This window comes from bacterium (genome assembly GCA_035454885.1).
GTDB lineage: Bacteria > UBA10199 > UBA10199 > JACPAL01.
Map to the genome: position 1 here is coordinate 1 of DATIGE010000065.1, position 16,451 is coordinate 16,451.

Sequence of the window (16,451 nt, forward strand, 5' to 3'; positions counted from 1 at the left end):
GCCCCCGTTGGAGAGCGAGAGGGCGAGAACGGCGGCCGATTTGAGGCCGAAATAAAGGCCGTCCTTCGAGAGCGGATGGATGAACCCGGCCGCCTCGCCGATGGCGACCCACCGGGGGCCCATCAGATGGGTCTTGGACATGTCCCGGCTGACGGGGATCTGGGCGACCGTGCGCGGCAGGTCGGCGGGAAGCGGGGCGTCCAAGAGACGCTGGACGATGTTGTCGAGCCTCTCCAAGAGATTGCGGGCCTGGAGCCGGCGCCCGGTGGACCACAGACGGATGGTCGATCCCTTTCCGTTCGGCATGGCCCAGAAGCATCCCCTCATTTCCGGCAAGAACTTGATCACGCCGACGTTGCCGTTCTCGAAGGTCGCTCCGAGATCGAAACCCACCTCCATCGTCATCTCCGGCGAATGCCCGTTCAATCCCAGATGCTTTCTCGCGAACCCCGCCGCTCCGTCGGCCGCGACCAGAAAATCCGCCTTCTCCTCCCCGTTCTTGAGCTTGATCGTCCATCCCTCCCCGGTCGCCGCGAAACCCTCCACCTTCTGGGGATGGATCGTCACGCCGGCGCCCCTCGCCCTCCGTTCGAGAAATTCCGCCACGTCGTCCCGGAACGCGATCGGCAGGGGCGTCTGGAACGGAACGCGGATCTCGCGGTTCTTGGGGGAAAGAAGTTTGAGCCCCTCGATTTCCACGAACCTGGAAAAATCCTCGAAGAGAGGCATCTCCTCCAAGACGGGCCCGGCGACCGCCCCGCCGCAGGGCTTTTCCCAGGCGATCTTGGGGTCATAGACGGTGACGGAGTAGCCCTTCACGGAGAGGAGGAGGGCCGCGTAGAGGGCCGAAGGCCCCGTCCCTAGAATGGCGATTCGCTGGCCCATCAGGGGATGAGGGCGAAGACGCGCGCCGGGGCCCCCGAACCCCCGGCGATCTTGAGCGGTGACACGACGATGGTCGCCCCTTGCGGCGGAAGTTTCTCGAGGTTGGTCAGTCCCTCAATCGCGTACTTGTTGGTCTTGAGCAGGATCTTGTGCGCGCAGAACGAGACGCTCCGCCCGGGGTCGATGCTGAGCGTATCCGTCCCCAGGGCGCGAACGGCCCGGTTGTGGGCCAGGTAATCCACGACGTCGCAGGAGAAACCCGGCCAATGCATGGTTCCCGACTTATCCTTGTTCAGGAACTCGCGGGGCCGGTACCACTTGGACTCCCAACCCGTGCGCAGAAGGACGATCGAATCCCTCTTGATGGGGCCGAACCGCCTCTCCCAGGCGCGCAGATCGTCCAACGTCAGCTCGTAGTCGGAATTGCGGAGGACGTCCTCGACGACGTTGATGACCACCGCCCGGCCGGTCAGCTCCTCGAGCGTGATCCGGTCGACGGACCGTCCGCTGCGCCAAAAATGCCGGGGCGCATCGATGTGGGTCCCCGCGTGTTCCGCGATGCAAAAGCCGTACGAGAGATAGCCGTCGTCGTAGTCCGAAAGCTTTTGGAGAAGGAACGGATGCCCCTCCGAATACTGGGGCATCGTGTTTTCCAGGGCGTGCGTGAGATCGACCAAGGGCTGCTTCCAAAATCGGCCCTGATCGCCGGCGAAGGCGGTGACGGACGACACAAGAGCGGCTGCACAAAGAATGACGCGGCGCATTGGAGGGGGGAAATCAATACACCCGGGCTTAAAAATCAAGGGATTCTTCCCACTTGTCAGATTAAACTCATTAAATTATAATTAAATTCGATTTAATTATGGTGAAACAGCTCTTAAAAATCGGTAATTCCGTCGCCATCACCATCCCATCCGAGGAAGTCGTGAAACTGAAGCTCAAGCCGGGAGACAAGGTGGAGATCTATTCGGACGGCGAAACCCTCAAGATCGTGCCGATCCGCCGGATCCGCCCCATCAAGTTGGGTGGCCTCTGCAAAGGGTTGGACGTTTCGGAGGAGGACATCGCCGAAGTCAGGCGCGAGATGTGGAGATCGACCTTCGATGAGTAATAAAATGAGAAATAGCAACGAGCTCCCGAGCTACGTCGCGGACACGCACGCCGTCATCTGGCACATGATGGACAGTGCGCGACTTTCGACCGAGGCCCGGCGGCGTTTCCAGGAGGCCGACCGCGGAGACGCCATCATTTATGTTTCGGTCATGACGCCGATCGAGATGACTTATCTGTTCGAGAAAGGCAAAATCCCCGAGACGGTCCCGCTTCAATTTCACGCGACGGTCGAGGACACGGGCAAGGACAGTTATCGGATCTCTGAAATCTCCTACGAGCTGACAAAAATCTTCCGGGAAGTCCCCGCATCCCTGATTCCCGAGCTTCCGGACCGCATCATCGCGGCCACTGCCCATCATCTCAACCTTCCGCTGATTACGAAAGACCGGCGCATCCACGATTGGAAAGGGATCACGAGCGTCTGGTAGTGAACTTGGGCATGAACTTGAAGCCGTCTCACTCATCCGGAGACGGATAAGGCTGGACGCCCGTGGGCCCCTCCATCGTCGTCGTCCTGTCCTTCAGCGCGGCCAGGTTCCCCAAGATCATCATCGCGAGGAAGACCGCGACCGTCGGCAGGACGTAGACGGCACCGATGAGCGCCAGGGCGCGGTAGGTCCCGCGCGATCCGGTGAATCCGGCCGGCTTGAGCGACTCCTCCAGGGCGATCACGCGGTCGGCGAGCGGCGGGTGCGAGGACAGCCAGGTCCCGATGGTCAGCCAGCCCGCGTTCAAGTCCTCCACCTGGCGGGCCAGAGCCTGGAGATTGACCGTCGGTCCCCTTTCCGCGCCGGCGGCGAGGATGGCCAGCCCCCGAAGAGCCCCGTCTTTGCGCCCGGCGCCGGCCAGGCCGTAGCGGTCGCAGGTGTATTCGCGGGCCCGCGACAACGCCGATCCCAGGAAGGGCACGAACATCCCCGGCAGGAGGAACCACAGGTACTTGAGGTGGCCTTCCTTGATATGGCCGAGTTCGTGCGCGACGATCATGTCGCGAGCGGAGGTGTCCTCCCCGCAGGCCTCCAACAGATCCGAGTAGAGGATGATGAAATTGTCCCGGAAGAGCTTGGTCGCCAGCGCGTTCAGGAGGCCGCCCGCCTGCATGACGTACGCATCCGGCGCCTTGTCAAAACCCATCCTCCGGGCCAGCCGTTCGACCGATTGATGAAGGTCCGGAAACTGGTCCGGCCCGATCTTCACCGCGCTCCCGCGCACGTGCGCGATGAAGATGACGTGCCCGATGAAGAGAAAGAGACCGATGAAGGCGAGGTAGACCAGCCCGAAGACCGTGATCGCCAGCGCGAACCAGACGAAGAACGAAAAGACGCCGGCGAGCCACAGGAGCGGTTTCTCCATCGGCCAGGGTTCGATCTTGATGGATGGAACGGCTGACTCCGTCATGGATCCCTCCCGCTGCTTTCAAGCAACTCTTGCACGAATAACCCGATGTGTGGCCGTGATCCAGTTCAATTCCTTCGCCGCCCTCTTCGCCTCCCGGACCGTCGTTTCGTGCGCGTCCGCGGCGGCCGCTCCGGCCAGCCCCCGCGCGCCCCTCTCCTCGTCCCTTCTCCTGGCCGCCTCCCTGGGGCTCACGTCGATCTTAAGCGGCTGCGGGCGGACGGGGCTTTTGGACGAGACCGCCCCCGTCCCCGCGGACTCGGGGACCACCGACGCCGCGCCCCCGGACGCCGGCGTCGACGCACCTCCGTTGCCCGTCACGCCCGTCTCGGACCTGGACTGCGACGGGGTCTTGGACCTCGTCGACAACTGCCCCCTCAGCGCGAACCTGAACCAGATGGATTCCGACGGCGACGGCATCGGCGACGTTTGCGACAACGATTCCGTTAATCCGGATTCGGATGGAGACGGGGTCCTGGACGGCGAGGAGCTGTGGGTCTTGGGTTCCGACCACACCAAGGCGGACACGGACGGAGACGGACTCGGCGACGGGGCGGACGCCTGCCCCACGACGGCGGGGTCTTCCGCAAATCTCGGATGTCAACCGACGCCGCCGACCTGCCACATCGAGGCGGTCCCGCACCCCATGACCCTCTGCGACGGCACCTTCGTGGAAGGATTTCGCATCCTGTGGGACGCCGGCAACGCCCAGGACTCCCTGCTCCGGGAGGGGGCCGCGCCCCTCACCCGCAAGCGCTCCGGGCAGGTCTACGTCTATCCGATGACGCCGACCCTCTACGCCCTGACCGCCGAATCCCCCTTCGGAAACTGCCAGGAGTCCGTCATGGTCACGCCGTGATCCTGCGCCGCAGGTCAGGCGGCGAAGAAGCGAAACGCAAAAAAAAGGCCGAAGAAGACAAAGACGACGCCCGCCAAACGTCCGACCAGCGCCCCGCGCGGAATCATTTTTTCCGCCGACATAACGGCGGTCAGGGCGACCATCCAGGCGAGGTTCATGAGCCCCACGCCGAACATCACGAGCATGATCCCCCAGCAACACCCGATGCAGTACAGGGCGTGCCAATGACCGGTCCTCAAGGCGCCCCATGGTCCTTCCCGCCAATGCTCCGCCAGAAACTCCAAGGGCGACCGGCAATGCTCGAGACATCGGTCCTTGAAAGGACTCCACTGGTAGAGCCCGGCCGCGACGAGGACCGCTGCGGCGGAGAGGTCTCCGTATGCCGTCAACGCGGGGCGGGCGGCGAGCAACGTTTGTATCAGCCGGACGGCGGCGAAGGCGGCGAACCCCGTCAAGGCCCAGGCCAGAAAATATCCCGAGATGAAGAGCCACTTCAGGGACTCTCCCTTCTCCGGTTCCCGAGTGCGGGAGAATCGGGCGAAGAGGAGGACCATCGGCGTGACCGCGGGGATCATCATCGCCGCCATCATGGTGGACCACATCCCCAGGAACGACGGGAGGACGAGCCAGAACGCCTTGCCCGTCCCCATGCACATGGGGCAGGCCACGCTCATCCCTCCGCACATCCGGCAACCCATCGCATGCCATTGATAGAGGATGGCGAGCCACGAAAGGGCGGCCAGGGCCGCCAAGGCAAGCAAGGTCCCTCTTTCGCCGCGCGCGAGGACTCCCGGAAACATGGATTAAGCGACCAGACCCTTGTGGGTGTGCACGACGTCGGCGAGCGAGCTGTGGGTGTTCTGATATTCGAACGGGATCGCCCCCGTCGATTTCAGGGATTTTGCGGAGCAGACCTCCATCTCCCGGTACTCGAATCCCTCGGGCATCCGGACGATGACCCGCTGCTTCTTTCCGTTGGCGGGGACGACCAAGGACTCCGTGACGGTCTCGAGGAAACCGGGGATCTCGACCAGGGCCTTGCGGCCCTTCTTGTCGAACTTGAAACGGATCGGGACGAACTGGGGCTCATAGATCTGCGTGATGATCGAGGCCAGGATCTCGAAATAGGTCCCCCCGTGCTTTCCCGAAAGAATCTGGAGGATCGCGTCGCGCTGCTCCGGCTTCGCACGCTCGTCGACGAACGGCTGCAGTTGGCCGTTCCCTTCGTGGAGAGCGCCCGGCCAGCGGTACACCGCCGCCCATCGCAAGCCATCCAGCTTCACCTTCCCGAAATGCCCTTCCCGGATCTGCATTCCGGCCATCCCCTCGCAGCCCTTGTCGGGAAACGGCACCCCGATCGTGTCGCACGGGCAGGTGGCGAGGCAATTGCAGTTCTTGACGTAGTGTCCCTTCATCTTCCAGGGCGTCTTGGGCATGGCGTTTCCTCCTATTGGCCGTGTCTGATACGACATCTCCACGTAGGTGTCAAAATCGGAAATGGTCACTTCTGCTGCGGTTTCTCCGGCCATGCATGCCTTGGGTATTTGCGGCCCAACTCCTTGCGGATCTGGGGATAGGCGTTTTTCCAAAAACTCGCGAGGTCTTGCGTCACCTGGACCGGCCGCTGGTTGGGCGCGAGCAGATGCAGGGTCAGCGGCAGTCTCCCGCCCATGAGGCTCGGACCCTGCGTCATCCCGAAAAAATCCTGGAGGCGCGAGGCGATCCACGGCTTCTGATCCCACTTGTAATGGACCTTCACGCGGCGGCCCTTGAGAAAGCAGTGCGTGGGCACGGAGCGGTCCAAATCGCCCCTGAGGGACGGGGAAACGGCGGCTTCCATCCGCTCCTGAAACGCGGCGGGTTGGAGATCCTTGAGCGAGGTCGCCCCGGCGAGCGACCGGATGAGAAATTCCGGCGTCGCCTCCCCGCTCTTCAGAAGACGGAGCCGAGCGAGAAAGGCCTCGACCGGTTCCGGGTCCACGTGGCGTTCGAGGAGCTTGAGCAGGTCGGGGACCTCCGGCGGATGAGCCGCATCGATGCCGAAGGCCTCCTTGAGAAGGAGGACCGAGGCGGCCGCCGGGTCGCGGGGCTCGCCTTGGGTCTGACTCAGGACGAGGTCCCCGTAGGTCAGCCGGGCCGCTTCGTAAACCTTGGCCCGCTCCGCGTCCCAGATCAGGCTCTCCTCCTCCCGGATCAAATCATTCTTGAGGTCCAACAGCCAATCGGCCCGGATCGGGCAGAGCGTGTGCACGTGGACCTTGAGTTTGCCTTCGCCCTGCCGGCCCCTTTCCTGAACGTCCAGAACGAGAAAAAACTCGTTCTGGTCGACCGCCGATTGGCGCGTGACGACGGCGGATCCTCCGGTCGCAAAGACCAGGTCGGCCTCCGCCCCCTTCGCGACACCGCGTTTCTTGGCGACACGATCGGGAAACCCCGTCAGCAGACAGCGCGCGGCCTCCTCTTCCCTCTTGATCCCCGTCGCGATCCGGCCATTCCCGGAATTTGACAAGATTTGATCCCGCAGCCGGTTCACGTTGTAAGGCCTCTTGCGGGAGAGGACGTCAAAGAGATTCAAGTCCCCGGTCACCTCCTCGCTCATCCACGCGGCCAGGGTCGCAACCTCCTCCAAGACGCCGCGAGCCTTCGCCTCGAGGATGGCCCTCCCCAAACGGGGGTGCAGGGAAAACGCCGTCAAATCGCGCCCCAGCGGGGTCAACCCGTCATCCCCGACGGCTTCGATCCGGCGCAGCAGGAGACCTGCGGCCTCCGTCGCCTCCGGCGGAGGGGGCAGGAACCAGGGGAAATCGGCCAGGGAACCGCCCAAACCCAGGACCTCCAACAAGGTCGGAGCCAGATCGGACCTCTCAATCTCGGGGACCTCATGATCCGGGCGGCCGTCAAAATCGGATTGAGAGTACAGACGCAGGCATTGCCCGGGCGCCGTGCGGCCGGCGCGGCCGGCGCGCTGAATCGCCGAGGCCTTGGAGATCGGCCGGGTCACCAGACGCGAAATTCCGGACCACCAGGAAAAACTCGCGCGGCGGTGAAGCCCGCTGTCGATGACCGTCGTGACGCCGTCGATGGTCAGCGAGGTCTCGGCCACGTTCGTGGCCAAGATCACCTTCGGTTTCGAGGCCGGGCGAAAAACGTCGGCTTGCGCCTCGCGGGAAAGATCCGCGTAAAGGGGCAGGATCTTCAACTCGTCGCGGAAGGCCGCACGAAGGGTCTCTTGGCATCTCAAGATTTCGCCCACACCCGGAAGGAAAACGAGCACGTCGCCCCGTGACGCCGCCAAAGCCGAGCCGACCGCCGATCGGACGGCGGTATCCAGGCGCTGAGACGCGGTCATCGGGTGATAGGTCGTGGAAACAGGATAAAGCCTCGTCTCGAGGCTGATCACCGGCGCCTCGAGATACCGGGCCAATCCCTCGGCCTGCAGCGTCGCCGACATGACGACGATCTTCAGGTCCCTGCGTATCGTCGTCTGCAGGCGCTTCAAGCATCCCAGGGCGACATCCGTCTGCAAATGGCGCTCGTGGAACTCGTCCAGCACGACGGCGGCGACGTTCCGGATCTCCGGGTCTTGGAGCGCGAGCCGCAGGAACATCCCTTCCGTCAGGAACCTGAGCCGAGTGCTCGGACCGACGACCCTTTCAAACCGGAAGTGGTAGCCCACGGTCCCGCCGACGTCTTCGCTCCGTTCCTCCGCCACGCGCAGGGCCGCCATCTTGGCCGCGAGGCGCCGGGGCACCAAGACCCAAATCTCCTTTCCCTTGGCCCAAGGCTCGTCGAGAAGGAAGGGCGGGACGCGGGTCGTCTTTCCGGAACCGGGTGAGGCCTGGAGGATCAACGAAGTCGCCGCCAGGAGTTTCTGCGAAATCTCGGGCAACAACGCGTCGACCGGCAGCTTTTGCTTCATGGTCATACGAGTTTGTGTTTATATGAAAAGCCCATGAAATCCCATCGCGACCTCTTGCCACGCGTCACCGGCGCGGTCTTTTTCACGGCTTATGCCGCCTACATCGCCGTGCTGCAGAGGAATGAAATCATTCAGGCGCCGGGCCCGATCGCCATCGAGCCCCTCGTGCGCCGCGGTTTCGTCGTCCTCATATTTCTTCTCATGGCGTCGAGCTACGTCCTCAGGCGTCCGGCGCGCGTCCGGGCGACGGGATTTCGCGAACGCGTCTTTCCCTTTGTCTGCGCCGTCCTTCCGATCGCGCTCAACGAATCCTCCGCCCTTTTCGCTCCCTTCGCCGGGCTCCCTTCCCTCGTCACGGAGCGGCTGGCGGACGGACTTCTTTTTTTGGGAAACGCCCTCAGCGTCTGGGGTCTGATCTACCTGCGGAGGGCCTTCAGCATCATGGCCGAGGTGAGGGATCTGGTTTCCCGCGGCCCCTATCGATTCGTGCGTCATCCGATCTATGAAGGACAGATCCTCGCGACGACGGCCCTATGGCTCCTGTCTCCGTCCTGGGGGAGCACCCTGCTCCTGCTGGTTTTCATCGCCGCCCAACTCGCCCGCGCCTCCATTGAAGAGTCCAAACTGGAGGCCTCCCTGCCGGGGTACAAACGGTATCGGGAAAGGACGGGGGCCTATCTTCCGAGGCTTGTGGGAAAACACCCTACCCCTTGATCACCCCGACCGGCTTCAGCCTCGCCACCGCTCTGCAAAGCCCCGCGCCGACCACGACGTCCATCACGTCCGCCACGTCTTTATAGGCTTCGGGGATCTCTTCGAGGGCCCCGTCGAGCGTCGCGGAGCGCAAAATGATCCCCTGCCTCTCCATCTCCTCATAAATCCTTCGCCCGCGCGCAGCTTTCTTGGCCTTCATCCGCGACATCATCCGCCCCGCCCCGTGGCAGGAGCTGCCGAATGTCTCCCGCCACGCCGTCTCCGTTCCCGCCGCCACGTAGGAATAGCGGGCCATGTCGCCGGGGATCAGGACCGGCTGGCCGACCTCACGGTAGGCCTCCGGGATTTCCGGGTGGCCCGGCGGGAAGGCGCGGGTGGCGCCTTTGCGGTGGACGCAGAGGCTGCGCCTCTTTCCTTCCACTTCATGCTCTTCAAACTTCGCGATGTTATGGGCGACGTCGTAGACGGTTTCGATCCCCAGATCCCGGGGAGATCTTCCCAACTCCCGGGCAAAGGCGCGCCTGACGGAATCCGCCATGACCTGGCGGTTACCGAAAGCGAAATTGGCGGCCGCGGCCATCGCTCCCAAATAGCGGCGAGCCTCGTCGGAAGCCAGAGGCGCACAGCAAAGCTGGCGATCGACCAGCTCGATGCCGTACCGCCTTGAGGCGGCGAGCATGACTCCCAGAAAATCATCGCAGACCTGATATCCCAACCCCCGGGACCCCGAGTGGATGTGAACCACGACTTGGCCCTCAAAGAGTCCGAAGGCTGCCGCGGCCTCACGATCAAAGATTTGCTCGACATAATCGACCTCCACGAAATGATTGCCCGACCCGAGTGTCCCGCATTGGTCCTTGCCGCGCTCCCGAGCCCTTTCGGAAACCTCCTCCGGCGCCGCGTCCGGAATCGTCCCCTGCGATTCCAAATGTTCAATATCCTCCGGCTCTCCGTAGCCATTCTCGACCGCCCAGCGCGCGCCTTTTCTCAATAGGCGTTTCAGGTCGGACAGGCCCATCTTCAGGTCCTTGCGGTGCGCGCCGACGCCGCTCGGGATTTCGCGAAACAGCGCCTCGATCAGGTTCCGAAGACGGCCTTGCAGATCGGAGCGCGTCAGGTTCGTGCGGAGCAGACGGACACCGCAGTTGATGTCGTACCCAACGCCGCCGGGACTCACCACGCCCCCGCTCGGGTCGAATGCCGCGACGCCGCCGATCGGAAAGCCGTAGCCCCAGTGGATATCCGGCATGGCGTATGAGGCGCGGACGATGCCTGGGAGCGTGGCGACGTTCTTCACCTGGTCGAGGGCCTTGTCCTCGGTGATGGACGGCAGAATCTTCTCGGATGCGTAGATGATGCCGTCGACCCGCATCTTGCCGTGCCTGCGAAGACGCCACGTGAAGTCGTCTATCTTTTCAATGGGAATGGCCATGCGATGGGGATTATAATCCCCCCATGTTCATTGGCTACGTCAAAACCAAGGATATCTTCCTGCATCCGATCTCGCTGATGCAGATGCGGGGCTTGAAGGGTTATTTGAAGCTCATCGGCCGGGCCTTGAGCCGGCGGAAATATTCCTTCATACGAATGACGCAGAAGAGCGACTGGGTCTTCGACAGGAACGTTCAGAAAACCCTGCAGGAAGAGGCTCGCCGGCGCCCCTCAACTAAACATCCAAGACGATCTCAGCGGACCAAAGCTTAAGCCGACGCTTCACCTTCAACCCGTGAAACGTCACCGCCTTGACCTCCGACTTGGGGCCGTGCCGCCGCGGCGAGAACCTTTCCCCGCGAAGCACCCCCTCCAGAACGTCCCCCTCCAAACGCATGCCTCGAAGCGTCCGGACGGCGAATCCTCTGGCGTCAAAGAGAAAGAGGCATTCCTGCAGGACCTTCACGAAAAGCTCTTCCAAGGAACTCCCTCGGACGCGCAGTTTTCGGGATTGAATCGCCCTCACGGAGCGCGCGTCCAGGATCTGGTCCGTCAGGGCGAAGACGGCGTTCTTGAGGAGGCCGGCAAACGAGCGGCCGGAGACGCGCAGACGGATGTCGGCGGTATGTTCGAGAACCCGGTAGCTCAAAAATCCTTCGAGGACTTGTTCTTGTCGAAGTCGCGCTTCAATTCTTCCAGCCTCTCGGCCCACTCGGCCTTGCCGCCCAGAAGCTGGTCGGCCTTTTCGATCAGACCCTCGGCCTCACCGTACTCGCCGCTCCTCACCTTGGCGAGGGCCAGATGGTAGTAGGCGGCTCCGTTCGTTGGGTCGACGGTGACCGCCTGCTGGAAAAGATCGGCCGCCGCATCGTACCGGCCCTGGGCGAATGTCTTCTCGCCGTCGTCGATCAGCGCGTTCGAGGCCGCGCGCTGGGGGGTGAGTTCGTCCTCGTCGGCGCCGACCGGGGCCTGCCGCGAGTCTGCCGGCGGTTTCGCGCGCCCGGGTTCCCGCTTGCCGGCGCAGCCGAGGGCGCCCAGGGAAAGGACGATCAGGAATACCGACAACCATTTCATCATTCGTCGTGACCGTCGCTCTCTTGGCATTTCGTCGTGGGGATCGTGTTTTTCAAAAAGGCCTCCTCGAAAGGCTCCCCGCAAACGTCGCGGTAAAGATGGCCCGACTTATCCACCTTGACCAGCAAAATGTTCTCCGTGCCGGGAAAGTCCTCCTTGGAGGCGCCCGAGGAACCCGCGGCCTTCATGAAATCCGTCCAGATGGGGAGAGCCCCGGAGGCGCCCGAAAGTCCGGTCGCCGTGTTGTCGTCGAACCCCACCCACGCGAGAGCCAGGAGGTCCGGCGTGTAGCCCACGAACCAGCTGTCCTTGTAATCCGACGTCGTCCCCGTCTTTCCGGCGGCCAGACCCGTGAAACCCATCCGGCGTGCGCCCGCGGCGGTGCCCCGGTCGACAACCCCCTTGAGCACGCTGTTCATCAGATAAGCCACGTCCGGCGACAGGACCTTCCTCATCTTGAATCCCTTCTTTTCCAAAACGACGCCGTCGCGCGTGACGACATTCATGATCGCGAGAGGCTCGGTGCGTGTGCCCTGGTTGGGAAAGACCGTGTAGGCGCGGACGAGCTCGAGCGGCGTCACCTCGAACGCGCCCAAAGCAAGCGACGGATAGGGTTTGAGCTCGCTTTCGATCCCCGCCTCGCGGGCGAGATCGATCACTTTCTCCAGGCCGACGCTCATCGCGATTTTCACCGTCGCGATGTTGTAGCTCTGCTCCAGCGCCTCGCGGAGCGTGACCAAGCCGTGCTCCTTCTTGTCGTAGTTGTCCGGGCTCCACGGCTTGCCGCCGACCTTCACGGAGAACGCGGTATCGTCGACGGAGGAAGCCAGGGTCCAAGGCGGCTCGACACCCTCCTCGCCGGTCCGCAGCGCGGCCGCGTAGACGAAAGGCTTAAACGCCGAGCCCGGCTGGCGCCGGGCGTCGCGGATGCGGTCGAATTGCGAGCTTTCGTAGTCCCGGCCGCCCACAAAGGCGCGGACAGCGCCGGTTTGCGGTTGAACCGCGATCAGCGCCGCCTCGAGGTTCTCCCCCTCCTCCTTGAGCTTCTTGATCTTGGGGCGCGCCGTCTCGATCTCCTCGAGGCGCCTCTTCACGGCCGCCTCCGCGGCGTCCTGGGCCTCCGGGTCGAGCGTCGTAAAAATGCGCATCCCCTCGGACTTGAGCACGTCCTCCGGATAATTCTCCTTCAGCTCCGCGCGCACGAAGTCGATGAAGTACGGCGCTCCGAAAACGCGCGGGTTGGCGCGCGGCAGCGTGATCTTCTCCTTCCGCGCCGATTGGTAGTCCTCCTCCGAAATCTTTTTCTGATCCCTCATCATGCGGAGGACGAGGTTCCGGCGGTCGATCGCCTTTTCCATGTTCCGGTGAGGCGAGTATTCGCCGGGGAGCCGGATCGAGCCGGCGAGCGTGGCGCACTCGGCCGTGGTGAGGTGCGAAACGCCCTTGCCGAAGTAGAACTTGGCGGCCTCCTCGACGCCGGTCACCGACACCGGGCCCTTCTGCCCGAAATAGATCTCGTTGAAGTAGGCCTCCAGGATCTCGTCCTTGGAATAACGCAGCTCCAGGAGAGCGGCCATGAGCATCTCGTTCAACTTGCGGGTGATCGTCTTCTCGGACGTCAGAAAAAAATTCTTCACGAGCTGCTGGGTCAGAGTGCTTCCGCCCTGCCTGGCCCCCAAGTGGAGGACGTCGGTCACGATCGCGCGGACCACGGCGATGGGATCCACGCCGTGGTGGCCATAGAAGCGTTCGTCCTCCACGGCGACGACGGCATCGACGCAGGCCTCCGGGATCGCGTCGAGCGCCACCACGGTGCGGTCCTCCATCTTGTCGTCGAAAATCGAGGCGATCAGCTCCGGCTCGATCCTGGCGGTCTTGAGATCGTCGCCGGTGTCCAGTCTCTTCATGGAAGAAACCTTGCCGCCGGCGAAGCCGATCTCGACGGGCAGTCCGGGAAAATCCTCCGTGGGATAGGTGAAGTTGCGGAGATAGACTTTGAAACCCGTCTTGGTCACCGCGTATTCCCCGACCTCCCGGGGATCCGACGTCATCTTCTTATAGGAAACGCGCGCGAGTTTTGCCTCAAAATCCCCCGGAGACATCGCAAGCCCGGGGTAAAGCGCCGTGGGCGCCGCGTAGACCCGGGACGGAAGATTCCACCGGTGCGACTCGAACTTGTCCCGGATTTCGCGATCGAGGACGAGGAGGTGAAGGCCCAACGCCGCCGCCCCGATCACAAGGACCGGAAAAAGCCAGCGCCATCCGGATTTGTGTTTGGGAGATTTCTTTTTACTCAAGACGGAGCCTCAGCGACGGGGAATGAGAATTTCCGATCCAAGATTGTTCGGATCGGCCTTGGTGTACCAGGTGCCGGTCAGACGGCCGTCGGACTCGATGTTGTATTTGACGGTCCCGACGACGTTCGTCCCGTCGCCCCACTCCACCGAGAGCACGTCGCCGCTTCTCCTGCCCGTCCCCACATAGGACGTGCCGACGCTCCAAGACATCTTGTAGTTTTCGCCCGACTCCGCAATCGTCGCCGTCCCCGCGTAATTGCCGGTCCCGCCGGGATTGGTGCCGCGGACGTCGTAAACGCCCTCGATGGAGCGGGCGCGCGAGGGCTGCGCCGTTTCCGTCTGCTTTTCCGAAGGCGCCGCCGCCGTCCTGCCCTTGAGCAGGGATGGCACGTCGCCGCAGGCGGACGTGGACACGAGCAACATCAGGACGGGAACGACCCGTAAGATCTTCATGGAGCCCCCTTATGGATCTTGAATGCGGAGGGGGAGGGATTTGAACCCTCGGTACGCGTTTTCACACGTACAACGGTTTAGCAAACCGTCCACTTAAGCCACTCGTGCACCCCTCCATCCGCTCCGCGCCCGGCAAAGCCGGACGCTTCGCTCAAAATAAGGGGCGATACCGCTCTCCCCTTATTTATCCCCATCTGATCTGAACCCCCATCGGTGCTGACGGGGATTCATCGCTCACTTCATCCAGCAACGCCGGATTCCGCTCGCTATCGGCGATCGGAAGTAACACGAGTTTTCCTGGTGAATCAAGGTGAGATGCTCGCGGCACGGACGGATCAGAATAGGTTCGCGACCAAGTCCACGATCGGCTTGACGAGCGCGGCGACGGCATCCGCTGAGTCCTGTTTCGCCTTGGGGTCGCCGGGCTTGGCGTCCGGCTTGGCCGCAGCCTCCGGCTTTTCGGGCTTTACGGGCGCCTTCGTCTCTGCGGGCTTCGGGGCCTCTTCTTCGACCTTCGGTTTGGCCTCCTCGGGTTTTGGTTCCTGGGCCGGAGGGGCCTTCTCCGGAGGTTGCTCGGCCGCTTTCGGTTGGGGTTCCGGCGTCGGCGCGGGGTCCGCCGCCTTGGCCGGTTCCTTGGCGGGAGTCGATTCCTTTTTCTCGTCCTTGTCCTTCTTTCCGAAAGCGCCCGCCAAGTCCCCCACGTTCTGGCCCAGAGGGGGCAGCGCGGCCGGGTTGAATCCCTCCGGCTTCGCCGGTTCGGGAGCCGTCCCCTGACCTCCCTCTTTCTTTTGCGCCATCATGAAGGCGAGCCAGTTCATCATCTGGGCGCCGGTCGAGTTCGCGAAGGCGCCTGATGTGACGAGCCGGGAGATTTCGCCGCCTTCGGAGGCCAAGGCCATCGTCACACGCGCCAGGACGGGATCGTCATCCAATGACGACCCGCTGAATCTGCCCTGATCCAGACTTTCCACACGCGATGAACGAGCCATAAGCAGCCTCCGTTGAAAGAGGACTTATCGCAAACGGCGTACCAAGTTGAAGGACGGCTAAAGGCTTGAATTCGTTGTGCGGTGATTGGGAAGTCCGCGGGGAGAAGCCCCTCTTTGTTTCCGATGGGAAACGTCAGGGCCTCGGCAGATCGGCCGCCCTCTTCTCTGCCCTTTCCACCCCCAATCGATAGAGCCGGTCCACCACCTCCGGCTTGGGGGCGAGGAATCGGTAAGGATTCGGCGCATCGGCGGGCAGATGGTCCTCGAAGATCCGTAGTCCCTCGGATCCACGCTCGATCTCCCCCAAATCGATCGGCTCCGGCGGCGGGGTGAAGTCGTGGATCCCCTTCAGCCAGCGATCCGCGTTCGTCACGGGGATGCGCGGTGCCAATTGCTCCACCCACTCGGCGGCGCGCGAGGCCCCGCTTAACACGCGCCTCGCCTGCCGGCGGACGTAATCACCGATCGGCCTCCGGTAGAGCTTCCCCTTGTGCGTGCAGTCCACGATGAAAAACTCCTCGAGTCCCAGAGCGGGAGCGATCCAGGCGGGGACGTTGTCCGACCAGGCCCCGTCGATGAGGACGCGATCCCCAAACCTCACCGGCGCCCCCGTAAAGGGCGGGATGCGGGTCGACGCGACGACCGCCTGCCGGAGCTCGGACGGGCTTTGAAGCGCGTGCCAGTTCTCCGGCGGCTTGCCTGGTGCCCCGCGAGGCCAGGGCTTGGTCGAGAAATAACACGGCGTGAAGAGTCCGGAGGCCCCCGCGGCGGACATCTCCGCGATGCGGGCCGCCACGTCCAAAAAGGAGACCTCGTCTCCGCCCAAGGCCCTCTGAATTCCGTCCGTCAGGACCTGGAGACGATCGCTCCAAGGCTCGGACGCTGCGCGAACGTCGACCTGGGTCGTGACGATGACGATCATGGTGGGGCCCTCGAAGGCCTTCTCCCAATCGATGAGGTTCTGATCCTCCAGGATCCCCTCCAAGACCCGCCGGTACGGGAGCTCCCAGCGTCCGTGAAGAGGTCCTTTCCAAAAGGCGTGCGGCCTCAGGTCGTCGGCGAAACGGCGGCAGAACCGGAGGGCCAGGTCGTGATCGGGCGGGTCCTCAACGGCCCCGACGACGGCGGCGAGGCTGCCCGAGGAGCTGCCGACCGTCACGCGGAAGGGATGCGCCCAGCCCAGGGCCCGGGCCTGCGAGGCGAGTTCCAGGGTATAACCCGCCTGAAAGGCGGTCTTCATCGCCTCCCCCGTGACGAGGAGACCGGCGTTGGGCATCAAAGAAGGCACGACGTTGAAATCGGGATTCCAGGCCGGGGGTTGC

At 63.3% G+C, this 16,451-nt stretch carries 17 protein-coding genes and 1 tRNA gene; 4 read left to right on the forward strand and 14 right to left on the reverse strand.

Annotation, left to right across the window (positions count from 1 at the left end; all coding sequences use genetic code 11):
• Both VLJ37_11260 and VLJ37_11265 read right to left on the reverse strand, forming a co-directional pair.
• Window positions 1-885, reverse strand: an 885-nt coding sequence (locus VLJ37_11260) for an NAD(P)/FAD-dependent oxidoreductase (GenBank protein HSA60250.1), incomplete at its 3' end; no start/stop codon positions are given.
• A complete protein-coding gene (locus VLJ37_11265; protein ID HSA60251.1) occupies window positions 885-1,616 on the reverse strand; it encodes a cyclase family protein in 732 nt (243 codons plus the stop codon). The genes VLJ37_11265 and VLJ37_11260, both read right to left, overlap by 1 nt.
• Window positions 1,617-1,747: 131 nt before the next feature.
• Here VLJ37_11265 and VLJ37_11270 point away from each other — a divergent pair, with 131 nt between their 5' ends.
• Together VLJ37_11270 and VLJ37_11275 are read left to right on the forward strand one after the other, a co-directional pair.
• The gene (locus tag VLJ37_11270) at window positions 1,748-1,996 is read left to right on the forward strand and encodes an AbrB/MazE/SpoVT family DNA-binding domain-containing protein (protein HSA60252.1); all 249 of its coding nucleotides are present in this window, start codon (window positions 1,748-1,750) and stop codon (window positions 1,994-1,996) included.
• A gap of 4 nt (window positions 1,997-2,000) precedes the next feature.
• Window positions 2,001-2,426, forward strand: a complete 426-nt coding sequence (locus VLJ37_11275; protein HSA60253.1) for a type II toxin-antitoxin system VapC family toxin — start codon at window positions 2,001-2,003, stop codon at window positions 2,424-2,426.
• Between the two features lie 28 nt (window positions 2,427-2,454).
• Here VLJ37_11275 and VLJ37_11280 read toward each other — a convergent pair whose 3' ends face one another.
• Complete coding sequence (locus VLJ37_11280; GenBank protein HSA60254.1) at window positions 2,455-3,396, reverse strand: M48 family metallopeptidase; 942 nt, start codon at window positions 3,394-3,396, stop codon at window positions 2,455-2,457.
• Window positions 3,397-3,445: 49 nt separating this feature from the next.
• Between VLJ37_11280 and VLJ37_11285 the strand changes: the two genes are divergently transcribed.
• On the forward strand, window positions 3,446-4,252 hold the full coding sequence (locus tag VLJ37_11285; protein ID HSA60255.1) for a thrombospondin type 3 repeat-containing protein: 807 nt from the start codon (window positions 3,446-3,448) through the stop codon (window positions 4,250-4,252).
• Between the two features lie 14 nt (window positions 4,253-4,266).
• On the opposite strand, the gene VLJ37_11290 is transcribed toward VLJ37_11285, so the two are convergent.
• From VLJ37_11290 to hrpB, 3 genes are all read right to left on the reverse strand, one after another.
• Window positions 4,267-5,052, reverse strand: a complete 786-nt coding sequence (locus VLJ37_11290; GenBank protein ID HSA60256.1) for a DUF2182 domain-containing protein — start codon at window positions 5,050-5,052, stop codon at window positions 4,267-4,269.
• 3 nt (window positions 5,053-5,055) lie between these two features.
• Window positions 5,056-5,688 carry a DUF1326 domain-containing protein gene (locus VLJ37_11295; protein HSA60257.1) on the reverse strand — a complete coding sequence of 211 codons (633 nt, stop codon included), beginning with the start codon at window positions 5,686-5,688 and terminating at the stop codon, window positions 5,056-5,058.
• 65 nt (window positions 5,689-5,753) lie between these two features.
• On the reverse strand, window positions 5,754-8,177 hold the full coding sequence (gene hrpB / locus VLJ37_11300) for an ATP-dependent helicase HrpB (GenBank protein ID HSA60258.1): 2,424 nt from the start codon (window positions 8,175-8,177) through the stop codon (window positions 5,754-5,756).
• A gap of 27 nt (window positions 8,178-8,204) precedes the next feature.
• Here hrpB and VLJ37_11305 point away from each other — a divergent pair, with 27 nt between their 5' ends.
• Window positions 8,205-8,885, forward strand: coding sequence for an isoprenylcysteine carboxylmethyltransferase family protein (locus VLJ37_11305; GenBank protein ID HSA60259.1), 681 nt, complete (start codon window positions 8,205-8,207; stop codon window positions 8,883-8,885).
• Here the strand turns inward: VLJ37_11305 and VLJ37_11310 are convergent.
• The 8 genes from VLJ37_11310 to VLJ37_11345 all read right to left on the reverse strand — a co-directional run bounded on the left by VLJ37_11310 (window position 8,875) and on the right by VLJ37_11345 (window position 16,417).
• Window positions 8,875-10,317, reverse strand: coding sequence for an RtcB family protein (locus VLJ37_11310; protein HSA60260.1), 1,443 nt, complete (start codon window positions 10,315-10,317; stop codon window positions 8,875-8,877). The two genes, VLJ37_11305 and VLJ37_11310, sit on opposite strands and share 11 nt — an antisense overlap.
• A 234-nt stretch (window positions 10,318-10,551) precedes the next feature.
• Window positions 10,552-10,965, reverse strand: a complete 414-nt coding sequence (locus VLJ37_11315; protein HSA60261.1) for an archease — start codon at window positions 10,963-10,965, stop codon at window positions 10,552-10,554.
• Window positions 10,962-11,390, reverse strand: coding sequence for a tetratricopeptide repeat protein (locus VLJ37_11320; GenBank protein ID HSA60262.1), 429 nt, complete (start codon window positions 11,388-11,390; stop codon window positions 10,962-10,964). The genes VLJ37_11315 and VLJ37_11320 overlap by 4 nt, the downstream gene beginning before the upstream one ends.
• Entirely contained in the window at window positions 11,390-13,687 is a 2,298-nt protein-coding gene (locus VLJ37_11325; GenBank protein ID HSA60263.1) for a PBP1A family penicillin-binding protein, read from the reverse strand. The genes VLJ37_11320 and VLJ37_11325 overlap by 1 nt, the downstream gene beginning before the upstream one ends.
• Window positions 13,688-13,696: 9 nt before the next feature.
• On the reverse strand, window positions 13,697-14,140 hold the full coding sequence (locus tag VLJ37_11330) for a hypothetical protein (GenBank protein ID HSA60264.1): 444 nt from the start codon (window positions 14,138-14,140) through the stop codon (window positions 13,697-13,699).
• A 25-nt stretch (window positions 14,141-14,165) separates the two neighbouring features.
• Window positions 14,166-14,256: transfer RNA gene (locus tag VLJ37_11335), tRNA-Ser, on the reverse strand.
• Between the two features lie 219 nt (window positions 14,257-14,475).
• Window positions 14,476-15,129, reverse strand: a complete 654-nt coding sequence (locus tag VLJ37_11340) for a hypothetical protein (protein ID HSA60265.1) — start codon at window positions 15,127-15,129, stop codon at window positions 14,476-14,478.
• 133 nt (window positions 15,130-15,262) lie between these two features.
• Window positions 15,263-16,417 (reverse strand): patatin-like phospholipase family protein, encoded by a 1,155-nt coding sequence (locus tag VLJ37_11345; protein HSA60266.1) that lies wholly within the window; start codon window positions 16,415-16,417, stop codon window positions 15,263-15,265.
• Window positions 16,418-16,451 lie beyond the last annotated feature (34 nt).

Excerpts from the sequence above, each read along its gene's own strand:
- VLJ37_11330 (HSA60264.1), bottom strand. The coding sequence starts at position 14,140 with ATGAAGATCTTACGGGTCGTTCCCGTCCTGATGTTGCTCGTGTCCACG.
- VLJ37_11280 (HSA60254.1), bottom strand. The coding sequence starts at position 3,396 with ATGACGGAGTCAGCCGTTCCATCCATCAAGATCGAACCCTGGCCGATG.
- VLJ37_11340 (HSA60265.1), bottom strand. The coding sequence starts at position 15,129 with ATGGCTCGTTCATCGCGTGTGGAAAGTCTGGATCAGGGCAGATTCAGC.
- hrpB (HSA60258.1), bottom strand. The coding sequence starts at position 8,177 with ATGACCATGAAGCAAAAGCTGCCGGTCGACGCGTTGTTGCCCGAGATT.
- VLJ37_11310 (HSA60260.1), bottom strand. The coding sequence starts at position 10,317 with ATGGCCATTCCCATTGAAAAGATAGACGACTTCACGTGGCGTCTTCGC.
- VLJ37_11290 (HSA60256.1), bottom strand. The coding sequence starts at position 5,052 with ATGTTTCCGGGAGTCCTCGCGCGCGGCGAAAGAGGGACCTTGCTTGCC.
- VLJ37_11305 (HSA60259.1), top strand. The coding sequence starts at position 8,205 with ATGAAATCCCATCGCGACCTCTTGCCACGCGTCACCGGCGCGGTCTTT.
- VLJ37_11295 (HSA60257.1), bottom strand. The coding sequence starts at position 5,688 with ATGCCCAAGACGCCCTGGAAGATGAAGGGACACTACGTCAAGAACTGC.
- VLJ37_11270 (HSA60252.1), top strand. The coding sequence starts at position 1,748 with ATGGTGAAACAGCTCTTAAAAATCGGTAATTCCGTCGCCATCACCATC.
- VLJ37_11275 (HSA60253.1), top strand. The coding sequence starts at position 2,001 with ATGAGAAATAGCAACGAGCTCCCGAGCTACGTCGCGGACACGCACGCC.
- VLJ37_11320 (HSA60262.1), bottom strand. The coding sequence starts at position 11,390 with ATGAAATGGTTGTCGGTATTCCTGATCGTCCTTTCCCTGGGCGCCCTC.